Source organism: Mesorhizobium sp. (assembly GCF_004962245.1).
Classification (GTDB): domain Bacteria; phylum Pseudomonadota; class Alphaproteobacteria; order Rhizobiales; family Rhizobiaceae; genus Mesorhizobium.
Genome location: NZ_SUHQ01000015.1, coordinates 23,865 through 39,341 on the forward strand (window position 1 = coordinate 23,865; position 15,477 = coordinate 39,341).

Here is a 15,477-nt window from a genome sequence, read left to right on the forward strand (position 1 = left end):
ATCGAGGTTTTCTGAGCCCGCATGCCTGCCGAGATTCGCACGGCCCGCGCGTCCGACGTCGATGAGCTCGCCGCCATCGAGAAGGCTGTTTTCTCGGGCGACCGCATTTCCCGCCGCTCCTTTCGCCAGTTGATCGAACGCGAAAGCGCCGAGATGCTGGTCGCCGAAAGCGACGGCCGCGTCGCCGGCTATGCGGTCGTGCTGTTTCGCAAGGGCAGCGGCGTCGCACGGCTCTATTCCATCGCCATCGGCCCCTTTTTTGGCGGGCTCGGCATCGGCCGCATGCTGCTGGAACGGGCCGAGGAGGTCGCTTTCGAGCACGACCGCATGATGCTGCGCCTCGAGGTGCGCGAGGACAACAGCCGAGCCATTCGCATCTACGAGCAGAGCGGCTACCGCAAGATCGGCCGCGAACCCGGCTATTACGAGGACGGCGCCACGGCGCTGCGCTACGAAAAGACCTTGCGCGGCGACATTCCGGTCGCCACCAAGGTGCCGTTCTACCAGCAGACCTGCGAATTCACCTGCGGCCCGTGCTGCCTGATGATGGCAATGGCCAATTTCGATCCCGGCTTCGTGCCCGACCCGGTCATGGAAATCCGTCTATGGCGCGAGGCGACCACCGTTTTCATGATGTCGGGACCGGGCGGCTGCGAGCCGTTCGGCCTCGCCGTTGCCGGCCACGAAAGCGGGCTCTCTGCCGAGATCTATGTCTCCTTCCACGGCGCGCTGTTCCTGCAGTCGGTGCGCAGCCAAGACAAGCGCCGGGTGATGGAGCTGGCGCAGGTCGACTTTCGCCGTCGCGCGGAACGTTACGGTATCCCGGTGAATTACCGTCCATTCGCCATAGACGATATCCGCGCCGCGATCGCAGAGGGAAAACTGGTGCTGGTCCTGATCAGCGGGTTCCTGATGTTCGGCAAGAAGGTTCCGCACTGGGTGCTGGCCATCGGCGACGACGGCGACCATATCCTGATCCACGATCCCTGGGTCGAGGACGAGAGACAGGAGACCATCCTTGATGCTGCCAACATTCCGGTGCCTTACGGCATCTTCATGAACATGGCGCAGTTCGGCCGCGATGGATTGCGTGCCGCCATCACTCTCGGAAAGCGCGACAGACAATGACCTGGGTCATCCTTACCGGCCGACAGAACGATCTCGACCAGGTGGCGACACCGCACAAGATCATCACCAATCGCGACTATCTAGCCCATCCGGCGCTATTTCGCGGCCAGCGGCCGAAAGTCATCAACCTGTCGAACAATTACGGCTACCAAAGCCGTGGCTACTATGCCTCGCTGCTCGCCGGCTCGCGCGGCCATAAGGTGATCCCGACGGTCGAGACGATGATCGACCTGTCCGAGCGCAAGCTCTACGAGCACGCGCTGCCGGAGCTGGAACTCGCGCTCAACAAATGCCGCAAGGATCTGGGCGGCGCCTTTCCGCAAAAAGTCTGCATCTTCTTCGGCATCGGCCCGTCGAAGATATGGGATCGCTTCGCCAAGCTTTTGTTCGACTGGTTCCGGGCGCCGGCGCTGGAAGTCCATATCACGGACAGCGCCGAATGGGCGTCGATCCGCAAGATCGGCTTCCATCCGCTGGCCAGGATGAGCGAGGAGGAAGAAAAGCGCTTCCTTCAGTGCCTCGAGACCTACACCAACCGCGAGTGGCGCGACACCAAGGGCCGCACGCCGGCGCGCTACACCTTCGCCACGCTGGTCGATCCGCATGAGGAATTGCCGCCGTCGCAGATCTCGTCGCTGCGCTACTGGGCCAAGATCGCCGAAAAGATGGGCGTCGAAATCGAGCCGATCACCAGGAAGGATCTGGCCAAGCTCGCCAATTACGACGCACTGTTCATCCGCGAGACGACCTCGATCTCCAACCACACCTACCGCTTCGCCCGCCGCGCCCAGCAGGAAGGCATGCCGGTCATCGACGATCCGCTGTCGATGATCCGCTGCACCAACAAGGTCTATCTCAACGAGCTGATGACCTACAACAAGGTGCCGGTGCCGCCGACGGTGATGATCGCCGGCATCTCGGACCTTGAAGTGGCGGCGCAGACACTGGGTTTCCCGCTGGTGCTGAAGATCCCGGACTCGTCGTTTTCGCGCGGCGTCAAGAAATGCGCCACCTTCGAGGAGCTGAAGACGCTTGCCACCGAATGGCTGGAGGACTCCGACCTCCTGATCGCGCAGAAATTCATTCCGACCGAATATGACTGGCGCGTCGGCGTCCTCGGCGGCCAGCCTCTGTTTGCCGTGCACTATCTGATGGCCAAGAAGCACTGGCAGATCGTTAACCACAAGGCCAACGGCAAACCCGACCAGGGTGGCATCAAGACCTTCACCTTGAAGGAGGCGCCGGCCCATGTCGTCGAGACGGCGGTGAGGGCGGCGCGCTGCATCGGCGACGGCCTCTACGGCGTCGACCTCAAGGAGACCAGGGACGGTGTCTTCGTCATCGAGGTCAACGACAATCCCAACCTCGACCATGGCTGGGAGGATTCCGGCGAAAAAGATGAGGTCTGGGTGCGGCTGACGCAGTGGTTCCTGGACCGGCTGGACCGGCCGGGACGACAATCATCCGAGTAGGGCACGGGTGGAGACTGATGATGTCATGCTCCTGCAGCGGCGGGTCATCGAATGGGCGGATCTGGTCGAATTCGAGATCGTTCCCGTGGCGACGAACAAGGACATGGTGGAGGCATTGAGCGGACACCTCTGACCGAAGAACTGCCGTCACTGGTCCGCCGATGGCCGAGTGATCAACGCCGGCGAACCCACTGAGCGCAGGCATTCATCGATCAGCCACTGCCTGAACGCTGCCACCACGTCGCGCCTCAAGCTTCGTTGCGGGATCGTCAGGCAATAGGGTTGGCGCAGCTCCAGCGCCTGTGCGACGGGCCTGACCAGCCTGCCGTCTTCCACCGCCTCGGCGCAGAAGACGCCCTGCGCAAGCGCGACGCCGAGGCCGGAGATGGCGAGGTCGAGCGCCGCCCGCGACGAATTCGCCGACAGACCGCGCTGGCTCGCGCGGCTGGACTCGATGCCAGCCGCCTCGAACCAACGGCGCCAGGACGGAAAGGAGGCGCCTGTCGGTCCCCAATCCGTGTGGATCAACGGCAAGCGGGCGAAGGCGGCGGCGCCTTCAAGATCGCTGATCCCCCTTGCCATCAAAGGTGCGCAAACGGGATAGACGGCGTCCCTCACGATGTCTTCCGTTGCCTGATCGCGATAGTGGGAGCGCCCATAGGAAAGACGTATGTCGATCGGGTCGCGGTCGAACGACACCGGATCGTCTTCGCCTCTCAGGGATATGTCGACCGCGCCATGGCTGGCGACAAAGCTTGCCAGTCGCGTCGAGAGCCAGCCCATCGCCATGGACGGCGGCACCGAGACGACAAGCCGCGATCGAAACTCCGCGCCGCTGAGTTCGCGTGACACGCTGCCGATCTCCTCGAAGGCCGTTGTCAGTCGAGGCAGCATTTCCCGGCCCGCATCGGTCAGCACGGCACTGCGGTTGACCCGGTGAAACAGCTTGCGGCCCATTTGATCCTCGATGGTCCGGATCAATTGGCTGACCGCCGCCGCGGAAATCGAAAGTTCTTCGGCTGCGGCGGCAAAGCTGCCGCAGCGCGCCGCAGCCTCGAAAGCCTGGAGTCCCCGTAAGGATGGAAGTGCGACCATGATAGGCCAACAGATAAGTTGAGCTTATCTAAATTGCAGAAATTCTCGTTTTGCGAAAGCTATTTTGGCGATTAAGCCATCTGATCGACAGTGCGGGATAAAGACCAATGGACCATCGCGACGTGATCGCATCGCTGACGCAGCAAGAGCGCGATCGGCTGACCGCCAAGTCAGATCGTCTCGGCTTGCTGCAGCTTGCCGGTCATTGGGGCGCGATCGTCGTTATCGGCTCGCTGATCGCCGCCAAGGTGCCGTTCTGGCCGCTACTGATGCTGCCGCAAGGCATTCTCATCGTTTTCCTGTTCACGCTTCTTCACGAGACGGTTCATCGCACGGCTTTCGAAACACAGCGGCTGAACGATTTCGTGGCGCGCGTCTGCAGCCTTGCGATCGCATTGCCGGCCGACTGGTTCCGCTATTTCCATTTCGCCCATCATCGCTTCACCCAGGATCCGGAGAACGACCCGGAACTGGCCTTTCCAAAGCCGGAAACACGCCGACAGTATATCGTTCACGTTTCCGGCATTCCGGTGTGGTGGGGCCACGTCAAGACGCTTTACGCCAACGCCACCGGCCAGTGTCGGGACAGTTACGTGCCGCCAAAAGGCTACGCCAAGGTGCGCGCCGAGGCCCGCGCCATGATTGCTTTCTATGCCATCGTGCTTGTGCTGACCCTCTGGTTCCGGGCAACCACGCTCATCTATGTCTGGATCGTGCCGGCGCTTCTCGGGCAACCGTTCCTGCGCCTCTATCTCTTGGCTGAACATGGCCGTTGTCCGTTGGTGGCAAACATGTTGGAAAATACCCGGACCACGCTGACCAACTGGTTTGTTCGCAAGCTGGCCTGGAACATGCCCTTCCACGCTGAACATCATGCCTACCCGGGTGTGCCGTTCCATCAACTGCCGGCGTTTCACACCCTGATTGAGCGCCATCTCAGAGAGATCGAAAACGGCTATGTGCGCTTCCACGAAAAATATATAGAAACATTGCGCTGATGGCCGATGACTGGCTCGGCCCTGTCGCACTCAGCCGGAGTGGCTGAGCGCCACGCTCGCCTTCAGCAGGCGCTGGATGTCTGCCGCCTTCGACGGTACGCCTATCAGGTAGCCTTGGGCCTCGACACAGCCTTCCTTTCGCAGGAACTCAAGCTGCGCTTCGGTTTCGACGCCTTCGGCGGTAACGGTGATCCCAAGCTGCGCACCGAGCCCGATGACCGTCCGCACGATCGCGGCGGTGTCGCGGTTGTCGATGTCGCGGATGAAGGAGCGGTCTATCTTGATCTTGTCGACCGGGAAGCGGCGGAGATAGCCGAGCGACGAATAGCCGGTGCCGAAATCGTCCAGCGCGATGCGGATGCCGAGGTCGCGCAACTGCCGGAGCGTCTTCAGCACCGTATCGCTCTCGTCCATCAGCACTGTTTCGGTGATTTCCAGTTCAAGCCGGTCGGCCGGTACACCGGAAAATGCCAGCGCGGAAATGACGCTGCGGGCAAAGGTGCCGCTTTTGATCTGCACAGCCGAGACATTGACCGCGATACGCAGCCCACGCGGCCAGCCCGCCGCAACCGTACAGGCTTTCCTCAGCGCCCATTCTCCCAGCGGCACGATCAGCCCAATCTCTTCGGCGACCGGGATGAAATCGTCTGGCGGCACCAAGCCGCGTATCGGCGAACGCCACCGCATCAAGGCTTCGGCGCCGACGATTTCGCTGGAAGCGATGTTCATGATCGGTTGGAAATCCAGCTCGAATTCACGCCGCGACAGCGCCGCCTCCAGATCGGTTTCGAGTGCGCGTCGTGCCCGCACAATCGCATCCATGCCCGGCTCGAAGAATCGATAGACGTTGCGTCCTTCGCTTTTCGCTCTGTAGAGGGCCATGTCGGCGTTTTTCAGCAGCGTGTCGGCATCCCTGCCGTCATCGGGGAAAAGGGCGATGCCGAGGCTGATGCCGACATGCATATCGCGGCTTTTGTCGCGAAAGGGTCTTCCGATGATGTCGACAATGCGTTTTGCCAGTTTTTCCGCATCACCGGCGCCTTTTGGGCCGGCACCTTTTGGATTGAACTGGATGATGACGAACTCGTCGCCGCCGAAACGGGCGACCACATCCGTTTCGTTGCGCAGGCACCGTTGCAGCCGCTCGGCGACGCATTTCAGCAGCCAGTCGCCGGCCGGGTGCCCCCAGGTGTCGTTGACGGCCTTGAAGCGGTCGAGGTCGAGCGAGAATATCGCCAGGTCGGTGGCCTCACCCAAGGCTTGGTCAAGCCTTTCGCGAAACATCGAGCGATTGGGCAGGTTGGTCAACGTGTCGTAATGCGCAAGATGGGTCATGCGCTCTTCGACGCGCCGGCGCTCGGTGACGTCGTCGAAGGTCGCGACCCAGCCGCCGCCACTCATCGGCCGCCGCACGACCAAAAGGGTTCTGCCGTCGGCAAGATGACGGTAGGTCGACCGCATTTCCCCGGCGTGAAGGCAGGCCGTGGTTTTCGAGATTTCGCTGTCGATGTCGATCTCTGCATAGATACCCAGACGCACGAGCTGCTCGAGCGTGTCGTGGTGACTCATGCCAAGCGGAAAATCGGCCGGCGTCACGTGGTAGAGTTCCAGGAAGCGTTCGTTGCGAACGATCAGCCTGCTGTCCGCGTCATACATCAAAAGGCCTTGCGACATGTTGGCGAGTGCTGCGTCGAAACGGCGGTGCTGTTCCTTCAACGCCTGCTCGGCGCGCCGTTGCTCGGTGATGTCTTCATAGATCGACACCCAGCCGCCCGAAGCCAGCGGCCGGTGCGAGATGTTGATGATGCGTCCATCCGACAGCGTTTCCTCATAGGTCGAGGGTTTCGCCTGGTCGATATAGGGTTTGCGGATGGCATAGAGTTCTTCGGCGCTGTGCGAGGCGACGCCGATGTCGACGCTGTGCTGGAGGATGTCGAAAAACCGGATGCCGGGCTGCACGATCTCGGCGTCGAGGCAGAAGATGCTGATATAATTGCTGTTGCAGATGATCATGCGCTCGTCGGCATCGAACATGCCCAAGCCATGCGACATGTTCTCGACGGCGGCCGAAAAACGATCATCCTGTTTGCGCAGTTCGTCTTCTATCCGTCGCGGCAGGCCTGTGCCTTTGGCCCTCCGTCCGCGGACGGGCGAATCAGCCTTGACATGGGTGACGGACATGAGGCGTGCCTGCAGACCGTGATCGAACACGGCACAATGTCCTTTTCCGGTTAATTTACCGTTTTTTCAGTCGGCAGGCTGCACCGTTTGGCGCCGTGATTTCTCGATCGCCGCATACCGTTTGAGGAAAGCGTTTTGCGCCCAGGTGACCGAACGCGGAGTGAAATCGAAGCGGTCGGCATTGAAGCCGCGCGGCCGGCCGAAGAATTCGGTTGCCTCGGCGGTCGAAAAGCCGGCAAGCAGCGTCGCCTCGAAATAGGCGGCGATCTGGTCGGCGCGCTTGATCTCCTTGCGCAGGCCCGCACCCGGTTCGACCGGCAGCGAAAAGCGCAGATGGATGGCGCGCTGCAGCCTGAGCTCACACTCCTTGTAGCTGCCGCCCATCACCGATTTGAACGGTGAGATCATGTCGCCGATGACATATTCCGGTGCGTCGTGCAGCAAGGCCGCCAGCCGCGCGTCGGCCGGAGCATCCGGTACCAGCTCGCCGAAAAGCGCTTCGACCAGCAGCGAATGCTGGGCGACGGAGAAGGCGTGTTCGCCGCTGGTCTGGCCGTTCCAGCGGGCGACGCGGGCAAGTCCATGGGCGATGTCGGAAATCTCGATGTCGAGCGGCGAAGGGTCGAGCAGATCGAGCCGCCGGCCCGACAGCATGCGCTGCCAGGCGCGCGGCGGCGCGCCGGCACGGTCGGCCGCCATCAGGCCTCCTCCGCGCCGACGGATTCCTGCGGGAAGGTGAATTTCGCCCAGGCAGGGATGGCGAGCGACACAGTGACGTCATCCGCCATGATCGGCTGGCCGGCGTCGAGCGCTGCCTTGACGCGGTCGATACGGGCTATGGCGAGGCCTGTCGTGCCGGCGGTGGAGCCAAGCGTGCCGACCGGTCGCCCGGCAACTGTCAGTTCGGTGCCATGAGCGGGCAGGGGCCGTTCGGCCGAAACGATCAGCACGCGCCGCCTGGCGGTGCCGCGATGCTGCATGCGCGAGACCACCTCCTGGCCGACATAGCAGCCCTTCCTGAAGCCGACACCACCGGTCTCGTCGAGCAGCACATCATGCGGGAAGGCATCGCCGAGCTGATAGTCGCTGCCGCTTTCGGCAATGCCATGAGCGATGCGCAGAACCTGCCATGCAGCCGGGTCGCCGCCCTCGGCCGTACCGCGATAAAAGCGGCTGACGGCCGCATCGAGGAACCGCGCATCGGCAACCGGCGCTGAATCGAATTGTGAAGTGGTTGAATCATCCCCCCACGCAACAATGACAACCCCCTGATCGGCCTTGGCAATTTCGACCTTGGCGCGCAGTTTATAGAGCATCAGCCGGCGCATGAAATCGCCTGATATATCGGCCCGGCATTCGAGGCGGAAGGAATTCTCGCCAGCGCGCGAGATCAGGAAGTCGAACAGGATCTTGCCTTGCGGCGTCAGCAATGCGCCGGGCTTTGCTTCGCCGGCAGCCAGTGCGTCGAGGTCGGTGGTCAGAATGTTCTGCAAAAAGTTCTCGGCATCCGGGCCTGACACGGAAACGAGTGCGTGGTCTTTCAACTGAGCAAAGGACATGGGCGGAAAAAGAACCTGATCTTGCAAAACGGTCGGCCATTACGTAAGCCGCTGACACTCCCCCCGCAAGAGACTGGATCAGCATGGCCACGACCTACGACCTCATCCTGACAGGCGGCACGGTGGTCAACCACGATGGTGAGGGCCGGCGCGACGTCGGCATCAATGGCGGGCGCATCGCCGCCATCGGCGATCTCGGCCAGGCATCCGCCGGCGAGACGGTCGACTGTCGCGGCCTGCACATCCTGCCGGGCGTCGTCGACAGCCAGGTGCATTTCCGCGAGCCGGGGCTTGAGCACAAGGAAGATTTGGAGACGGGCTCGCGGGCAGCGGTGCTGGGCGGCGTCACCGCCGTCTTCGAAATGCCCAACACCAACCCGCTGACCACCAGCGAAGCAGCCCTTGCCGACAAGGTTCAACGCGCCACCGGCCGCATGCATTGCGACTTTGCCTTCTGGGTCGGCGGCACCCGCGAGAATGCGAAGGACGCCGGCGATCTTGAACGGCTGCCGGGCGCGGCCGGGATAAAAGTCTTCATGGGCTCGTCCACCGGCGACCTGTTGGTCGAAGACGACGACGGCGTCGCCTCGATTTTGAGGAATACGCGCCGTCGCGCCGCCTTCCATTCTGAGGACGAATTCCGGCTGCGCGAGCGGCTTGGCGAACGCATCGAGAGCGATCCGTCCTCGCACCCGGTGTGGCGTGACGAGATCGCGGCACTGCGCTGCACCGAGCGCCTGGTGCGCATCGCGCGCCAGGTTCGCGCCCGCATCCACGTGCTGCACGTCTCGACCGCCGAGGAGATCGCCTTCCTCGAACAGCACAAGGATGTCGCGACCTGTGAGGCGACGCCGCATCACCTGACGCTGAGCGCGGATGACTATGCGCGGCTGGGCACGCTGATCCAGATGAACCCGCCGGTGCGGGCGGTGCGCCACCGCGACGGTATCTGGCACGGCATTGCGCAAGGCATCGTCGATGTGCTGGGCTCCGATCACGCCCCGCATACGCTGGCCGAGAAGGCAAAACCTTATCCGGCCTCGCCGTCGGGCATGACCGGCGTGCAGACGCTGGTGCCGATCATGCTGGATCATGTCAATGCCGGCCGGCTGACGTTGCAACGTTTCGTCGACCTGTCCAGCCACGGTCCGCAGCGCATCTTCGGCATGGCCAGGAAAGGCCGCATCGCCGCCGGTTACGATGCCGATTTCACGATTGTCGATTTGAAGCGCCGCGAGACCATCACCAATGCGCAGGCAGGCTCGAAGGCCGGCTGGACGCCCTATGACGGAAGGAAGGTGACGGGTTGGCCGGTCGGCACCGTCGTGCGCGGCCGACGTGTGATGTGGGAAGGCGAGATCGTCACCCCCGGACAGGGCAGGGCGGTGGAGTTTTCCGAGGCGCTGCCGGTCTAAATGGGCTTGTAGGCAAAGGCTGACGCTAACGCCGCTCAGTCTCCAGCGACGAAGAACGCCCACTGCCCATCCGGCGTGATGCCGACGCGGTAGAAGATGTAGGCGCCGAACTGCTTCATGCTGTCATAGTCGCCGGCGGTGACGATCTTGAACAGCTCGACCCGCTGCCTGGCGTCGAGCTTGTCCAGCGGCACCGCGAAGAAATACGGCCAGACATAGAGTTCCTGCGGCGTGCCGGCATCGACATGGACATAGCCGGCATTGAGCACCTCTTCCATGATGGCGAGGATCTCCTGGCCTTCCGCGTCGCCCGAAAGACCCTTCAGGAAGGTGATCGGGTCGCCTTCGATCTCGCTCAACGACAATTGGGTCATCGTGTCGCCCTTGCCGATCAGCGGCCGGAGCCTTTCGATATCGCCACTCTTGCAGGCCTCGACGATCAGGTCGTGCATGCGCCTGACCGGCTCCGGCAGCGTGCCGAGATCGTAGACGACCTCGGGCAAGGGTTCGTCCGGATCGGCACGCGGGTTGGCCATGCCACCATCGTCCGTTGGCCCCTCCGGTTCGACCTGCTCCGGCTCGTCGGGGGACGTCGGCTGGCTAGCCGCGGGCGGTGTCGTGCCGAGCGGGCCAGGCATCGGTACCCCGGTTCCGGGCGGCGACATGTTGTCGTCGGGGGGCGGCGCGACCGGAGAAGGAAGGTCCTCGCGCTTGATTTCACTCAGCGCATAAGCGGCGCTGCCTGCGAGGCAGAGCGCTAGCGGAACCGCGGCGCAAAAGACAGCGAGCCGGATGCTGAGGACCAAGCCACGCGGCTGGCCTGACATCGAAAAATTCACGGCTTGCCTCTCCAAAGAGCCTGATGCGGGTTCAGTGCCGCAGCCGTCCTGGTTCGAAGGCCCCGGCTATCACCTTTTCACGCATGCGGTCGAGCAGGGCAAGGGCCGAGGTTTCGCCATTGGCGCGCAGCATTTCGCCGAACGCGGTTTCAAGGGCTGCCTCGGCGATGATTTCCGGCTCGATTCCGGCCGAAAGTCCTTCCGCCCAGGCCTCGCTGTGGCTTTCCACGGCGGTCAGGCGCTTCTCTTCCCTGACCAGCGCGTCGATGTCGTTGACGCCATGTTCCATTGCGATGTCCACCCTTTTCAAGCGGCGATCCGACAGGTGCGGATCAGGCTTGGGCTGTCCCTTTTTACACGCAGGCTAAGTAAGTACTTGTAAATACGACATTTCTAGGGTCGTTTTCGACAAGGTCGGTAGCGTTTTGCAGACCTGCGTTCGATCCGACTTAAACTTAGCCGATTAGGCCGGCGAGGGGGACGAAAACCTTCAGTTTGAGTTAATTCCACATCCGCGCGATAAGGTTTCATTAATGCTGTTGCAGAAGTGCAACACAAGGATTGCACTAAGACATCACCAGATACAAGCCGGGAGGTGGCAAGTCAGTTGCCGTAGCGCGAGGCGATGTCGCGTGACAGCGTCTCGCCTTCCTTCATGTAGCGGCTGATGGCTTCCGTCGCCGAAGCGGTGCACTGCGTGTAGGTGCCGCTGAAGGAGCGGTAGCCGCGGTTGAAGCTGGCGATAAAGCGGGCGCGCCGCTCCGGGTCGGGATTTTCCGACGCGATCAGCTTTTCCATCTCGACCCGCCACTGGTCGCCCTTTTCGCCGCACAGATTGCGCAGGAAATGCAGCGATCCAAGCACCTCCGCCAGCCGCATCAGCCCGGGCTCGAACGGCGATTCGGCGGCCAAAGCCGGCCGCGCCCCGATTGCCGTGCTGGCGGCGAGGCAAGCTGCGAGAAAAAACACGGCGCGGATCATAAGTCTTTGTGGCGAAACAATTTGCCGCCCGCAAGGCGATTTTGGAGGTTTACGCCCCTGCATTCCTGAGCAATTCGTCGGCAACGGCAAACACCGAAGCGGCAAGCGGCATCGCCCTCATTTCGCTGAGCGTATAGAAGGCGGCGGTTTCGGCGTCGTCGCTGGCCACGGGTTCGCCGCTGGCATAGGTGGCGCCGAACACCGTCAGCAGATAGTCGACCGGATGCCCGTCGCTGCTGCCGTCGATGTGGATTTGCAGGAGGGGGCGGTAGTTGTGCGCCTGCAAGCCGGTTTCCTCACGCAACTCGCGTCGCGCGGCTTCTTCCAGCGTTTCTCCGGCCTCGACCTTGCCGCCCGGAAACGCATAAAAGCCTTGCGAAGGCTGCCGCGCCCGCTTGACCAGCAACACCGTGTTGCCGCGGACGATGGCGACCGAGACAGCCGGGAGTATCTTACGCACTTCGTCCATGGATCTCCGTTCGACCGCTGCATCACCTTGTGGACCAGCCGGCGGTGAACAGCTTTAGCGGTTGCGCGACGCCGGTTCCATCGTCACCGTCAGATGACATCAATTCGAAGAGCTTAGTTCATGTGCGGACGTTTTGCCTTGACCGCCACGCCTGACCAGACCGCCGCCTTTCTGGGGCTGGCGGAGCTGGAGGATTTTCCGCCGCGCTACAACATCGCACCGACGCAGCCGGTGCTGATGGCGGTCGCTGGTTTGCCGCAGGCGCCGGGCTCGAACCTTCCCGACCGGCAGCCGATGCTGGTGCGCTGGGGGTTGATCCCGACCTGGGTGAAGGACACACGCGCCTTTCCGCTGCTGTTCAACGCCCGCTCGGAGGGAGCAACGGAAAAGGCCTCGTTTCGCACCGCCATGCGCCACCGCCGCGCTTTGGTGCCGGCTTCCGGCTTCTACGAATGGCATCAATCAGGTGGCAAGAGGGGACAGCCCTATTGGGTGCGGCCGAAGCATGGCGGGCTTGTCGCCTTCGCCGGGCTGATCGAGACCTATGCGGAACCAGGCGGTTCGGAAATGGACACCGGCGCCATCCTGACCGTCAACGCCAATGCCGACATCGCCCATATCCACGACCGGATGCCGGTGGTGATCCATCCGCAGGATTTCGCCCGCTGGCTGGATTGCCGCACACTGGAGCCGCGCGACGTGGCCGACCTGCTCAGACCGGCACAGCTCAATTTCTTCGAGGCCGTCCCGGTTTCGGACCTTGTCAACAAGGTCGCCAACACCGGACCGGAGATTCAGGAGAGGGGCGTCGTGGGGCCGGAGCCCGAGAAGGCCAGGCGCCAGAAGCCCGGCGCGGACGACAGTCAGATGACCTTGTTTTAGCAGTATCTGCTATTTTCCTGAGGCGCTTCAGCGCCTTCATTGCCGGCGTCCCATTTACTGGCGACCGGCTGGCCGCACGTCACATCAGGCAGCGCGCGGCGATATGATCTTCTGCACCGGCTTTTTCTTCTTCGCTGTGTGGAGAAGGGCGGCGACGATCGCGGCCGGGCCGATCGCCCGATATTGACTGGCAAGCGCCGGTTGCTTGGCGCCGCTGGGTTCCTGCTGGGTTCGGGGCATTTCTCTCTTCCCTGGTAAGGTCTTCGTGTCCGCGTTTGCTGGTCGAATCCGACCAAATCGTGACACCTGGTGATCTAGCCGACGAATGTTTCATGACTGTGCCGAGATGTTTAATAAAATGTTTCGGTGCGTCATTACCTGTGATCCAGCGACCCTTTTGCCGAAAGTTGCGACTTGACGGCAACAGTGGGCGAGGCGATAAAGCCGCTTATGAGAACGTCTTTCGCCATTTGTGGCATTTGCATTATTGACTAGCTTCGCGCTGGTCCGGACGTTTTCGCCTATCTTCCTTCTAGAGTGGACAAACGCCCCGGCCAGCAGGCTGGAGCCTGATTTGCGTCTCGGCGCAAGGAAGGCTCCAACTCGAACAAGAGTATCGGACCGGGAAGGCACGGAATGTCTGACGCATCGAAGGGCCTGCGCCTCTACAACACGCTGACGCGGACAAAGGAGGATTTCTTCCCGATCGATCCGCGCAATGTGCGCATGTATGTCTGCGGTCCGACAGTCTACGACTTTGCCCATATCGGCAACGCGCGGCCGGTGATTGTCTTCGACGTGCTGTTCCGTCTGCTGCGCTATCTCTATGGGCAAGCGCACGTCACCTATGTGCGCAACATCACGGATGTCGACGACAAGATCAACGCCCGCGCCCTGCGCGATTTCGGCGGCGAGATCGCCTCGGGAAGACTGTCGCTGAACGAGGCGATCCGTCGGGTCACCGAAAAGACCGCCGACCAGTTCCACAAGGACGTGGCGACGCTCGGCTGCCTGGAACCGACGGTCGAGCCGCGCGCCACTGAGTTCGTCGAGCCGCGCGCCGATGGCAAGACCGACATGATCTCCTTGATTCAACGCTTGATCGAACGCGGCCATGCCTATGTCGCGGCAGGCGAAGTTCTATTCGACACCGTCTCGATGTCGGACTATGGCCAGTTGTCGAAGCGTCATCTCGACGAGCAGCAGGCCGGCGCCCGCGTCGCTGTCGATGCGCATAAGAAGAACCCTGGCGATTTCGTGCTATGGAAGCTGTCCTCGCCGGAAGAGCCGGGCTGGGACAGCCCGTGGGGCAGGGGCCGGCCGGGCTGGCACATCGAGTGCTCGGCGATGTCGGCCGCCTATCTTGGCGAGGTCTTCGACATCCATGGCGGCGGCCTCGACCTGATCTTCCCGCACCATGAGAACGAGATCGCCCAGTCGCGTTGCGCCCACGGCACTGGCGTGATGGCTAAGGTTTGGATGCACAACGGCTTCCTGCAGGTCGAAGGACAGAAGATGTCCAAGAGCCTGGGCAACTTCTATTCGATCAACGAGTTGCTGGAGACGGAGACCTTTGGCGGCCGCAAATGGCCGGGCGAGGTGCTGCGGCTCGCGATGCTGATGACGCATTATCGCGAGCCGATCGACTTTTCCGTGCGCAAGCTGGAAGAGGCGGAAAATACACTGCGCAAATGGAAGCGGGCGGCGGATCTGGCGCCGGCGGCGGCAAAGCAACTGCCGATGGAAGTCGTGGATGCCCTCTCGGACGATCTCGCCACCTATGCCGCGTTCCAGGTGATGACGCAGCTGGCCGGTGAGGCGGCCGACGGCAACGATGCTGCTGCTTCGCTGAAGGCAGCACTTTTGTTCCTCGGCTTCGATATCGGCGCAGCTAAGGTCGATGAAGGCGAGATCGCCAGGGCGATCGCCAAGCGCCTGGAACTGATCGCCGCCAAGAACTGGGCCGAGGCCGACCGCATCCGCGACGAGTTGCTGGCGCAAGGCATCCAGCTGAAGGACGGCAAGGATCCCGTCACTGGCGCTCGCATCACCACCTGGGAGGTAAAAAGATGATTGATCATCTTGGCATCACCGTTTCCGATTTCGACGCTTCCAAGGCCTTCTACGACAAGGCGATGGCGCCGCTGAGGGCCGCGCTTCTTTACATGGTGCCGCAGGAATACACTGGCAGCGCCAAGGTTGGCGGCTATGGCCGCGACCGGCCGGTGTTCTGGCTGCATGCGGGCAAGGACAAGCCGAAGGACCGCCAACATGTCGCCTTCACCGCACGCAGCCGCGCCGAGGTCGATGCCTTCCATGCCGCGGCCATCGCCGCCGGCGGTGAAGACAATGGTGGGCCGGGCCTGCGTCCGCACTATCATGCGAACTATTACGGCGCCTTTGTCTTCGACCCCGACGGCAACAATATCGAAGCCGTCTGCCACGCCCCGGAGTGACG

17 protein-coding genes are annotated in these 15,477 nt (G+C 62.3%); 8 read left to right on the top strand and 9 right to left on the bottom strand.

Features of this window, described 5'->3' with window-relative positions:
* The first annotated feature begins 21 nt into the window (after positions 1-21).
* From E5X88_RS17160 to E5X88_RS33650, 3 genes are read left to right on the top strand one after another with little or no spacing between them, the layout of a single operon-like run.
* On the top strand, positions 22-1,128 hold the full coding sequence (locus E5X88_RS17160; protein ID WP_292163348.1) for a peptidase C39 family protein: 1,107 nt from the start codon (positions 22-24) through the stop codon (positions 1,126-1,128).
* The gene (locus E5X88_RS17165; RefSeq protein WP_292163350.1) at positions 1,125-2,600 is read left to right on the top strand and encodes a RimK family protein; all 1,476 of its coding nucleotides are present in this window, start codon (positions 1,125-1,127) and stop codon (positions 2,598-2,600) included. Before E5X88_RS17160 ends, E5X88_RS17165 begins: the two co-directional genes overlap by 4 nt.
* Positions 2,601-2,607: 7 nt before the next feature.
* On the top strand, positions 2,608-2,733 hold the full coding sequence (locus tag E5X88_RS33650) for a DUF3303 family protein (RefSeq protein ID WP_292242296.1): 126 nt from the start codon (positions 2,608-2,610) through the stop codon (positions 2,731-2,733).
* A gap of 14 nt (positions 2,734-2,747) precedes the next feature.
* Here the strand turns inward: E5X88_RS33650 and E5X88_RS17170 are convergent, their stop codons facing one another.
* Complete coding sequence (locus E5X88_RS17170) at positions 2,748-3,695, bottom strand: LysR substrate-binding domain-containing protein (RefSeq protein WP_292163352.1); 948 nt, start codon at positions 3,693-3,695, stop codon at positions 2,748-2,750.
* A gap of 107 nt (positions 3,696-3,802) precedes the next feature.
* Here E5X88_RS17170 and E5X88_RS17175 point away from each other — a divergent pair, with 107 nt between their 5' ends.
* Positions 3,803-4,693 carry a fatty acid desaturase family protein gene (locus E5X88_RS17175; RefSeq protein WP_292163354.1) on the top strand — a complete coding sequence of 297 codons (891 nt, stop codon included), beginning with the start codon at positions 3,803-3,805 and terminating at the stop codon, positions 4,691-4,693.
* A gap of 30 nt (positions 4,694-4,723) precedes the next feature.
* Here the strand turns inward: E5X88_RS17175 and E5X88_RS17180 are convergent, their stop codons facing one another.
* The 3 genes from E5X88_RS17180 to E5X88_RS17190 form a co-directional block, all read right to left on the bottom strand.
* Positions 4,724-6,874, bottom strand: a complete 2,151-nt coding sequence (locus E5X88_RS17180) for an EAL domain-containing protein (protein WP_366664807.1) — start codon at positions 6,872-6,874, stop codon at positions 4,724-4,726.
* A 66-nt stretch (positions 6,875-6,940) separates the two neighbouring features.
* Positions 6,941-7,573, bottom strand: a complete 633-nt coding sequence (locus E5X88_RS17185; protein ID WP_292163356.1) for an HD family hydrolase — start codon at positions 7,571-7,573, stop codon at positions 6,941-6,943.
* Positions 7,573-8,433: a folate-binding protein YgfZ gene (locus tag E5X88_RS17190; protein ID WP_292163357.1), complete on the bottom strand. Its 861-nt coding sequence runs from the start codon at positions 8,431-8,433 to the stop codon at positions 7,573-7,575. Before E5X88_RS17190 ends, E5X88_RS17185 begins: the two co-directional genes overlap by 1 nt.
* An 83-nt stretch (positions 8,434-8,516) precedes the next feature.
* On the opposite strand from E5X88_RS17190, the gene E5X88_RS17195 reads away from it, so the two are divergent.
* On the top strand, positions 8,517-9,848 hold the full coding sequence (locus tag E5X88_RS17195) for a dihydroorotase (RefSeq protein WP_292163358.1): 1,332 nt from the start codon (positions 8,517-8,519) through the stop codon (positions 9,846-9,848).
* A 35-nt stretch (positions 9,849-9,883) separates the two neighbouring features.
* Here the strand turns inward: E5X88_RS17195 and E5X88_RS17200 are convergent, their stop codons facing one another.
* The 4 genes from E5X88_RS17200 to E5X88_RS17215 form a co-directional block, all read right to left on the bottom strand.
* The gene (locus E5X88_RS17200; protein ID WP_292163361.1) at positions 9,884-10,687 is read right to left on the bottom strand and encodes a hypothetical protein; all 804 of its coding nucleotides are present in this window, start codon (positions 10,685-10,687) and stop codon (positions 9,884-9,886) included.
* A 31-nt stretch (positions 10,688-10,718) separates the two neighbouring features.
* Positions 10,719-10,976 (bottom strand): hypothetical protein, encoded by a 258-nt coding sequence (locus E5X88_RS17205; RefSeq protein ID WP_077381793.1) that lies wholly within the window; start codon positions 10,974-10,976, stop codon positions 10,719-10,721.
* Between the two features lie 314 nt (positions 10,977-11,290).
* The gene (locus E5X88_RS17210; protein WP_292163363.1) at positions 11,291-11,668 is read right to left on the bottom strand and encodes a TIGR02301 family protein; all 378 of its coding nucleotides are present in this window, start codon (positions 11,666-11,668) and stop codon (positions 11,291-11,293) included.
* Between the two features lie 49 nt (positions 11,669-11,717).
* A complete protein-coding gene (locus E5X88_RS17215) occupies positions 11,718-12,137 on the bottom strand; it encodes an NUDIX hydrolase (protein WP_292163364.1) in 420 nt (139 codons plus the stop codon).
* A gap of 120 nt (positions 12,138-12,257) precedes the next feature.
* Here E5X88_RS17215 and E5X88_RS17220 point away from each other — a divergent pair, with 120 nt between their 5' ends.
* Positions 12,258-13,019 (top strand): SOS response-associated peptidase, encoded by a 762-nt coding sequence (locus E5X88_RS17220; RefSeq protein WP_292163368.1) that lies wholly within the window; start codon positions 12,258-12,260, stop codon positions 13,017-13,019.
* 84 nt (positions 13,020-13,103) lie between these two features.
* Here the strand turns inward: E5X88_RS17220 and E5X88_RS17225 are convergent, their stop codons facing one another.
* On the bottom strand, positions 13,104-13,259 hold the full coding sequence (locus E5X88_RS17225) for a hypothetical protein (RefSeq protein WP_292163369.1): 156 nt from the start codon (positions 13,257-13,259) through the stop codon (positions 13,104-13,106).
* 396 nt (positions 13,260-13,655) lie between these two features.
* On the opposite strand from E5X88_RS17225, the gene cysS reads away from it, so the two are divergent.
* Both cysS and E5X88_RS17235 read left to right on the top strand, forming a co-directional pair.
* The gene (gene cysS, locus E5X88_RS17230; RefSeq protein WP_292163371.1) at positions 13,656-15,092 is read left to right on the top strand and encodes a cysteine--tRNA ligase; all 1,437 of its coding nucleotides are present in this window, start codon (positions 13,656-13,658) and stop codon (positions 15,090-15,092) included.
* Entirely contained in the window at positions 15,089-15,475 is a 387-nt protein-coding gene (locus E5X88_RS17235) for a VOC family protein (RefSeq protein ID WP_292163373.1), read from the top strand. The genes cysS and E5X88_RS17235 overlap by 4 nt, the downstream gene beginning before the upstream one ends.
* The last annotated feature ends 2 nt before the right edge of the window (positions 15,476-15,477 follow it).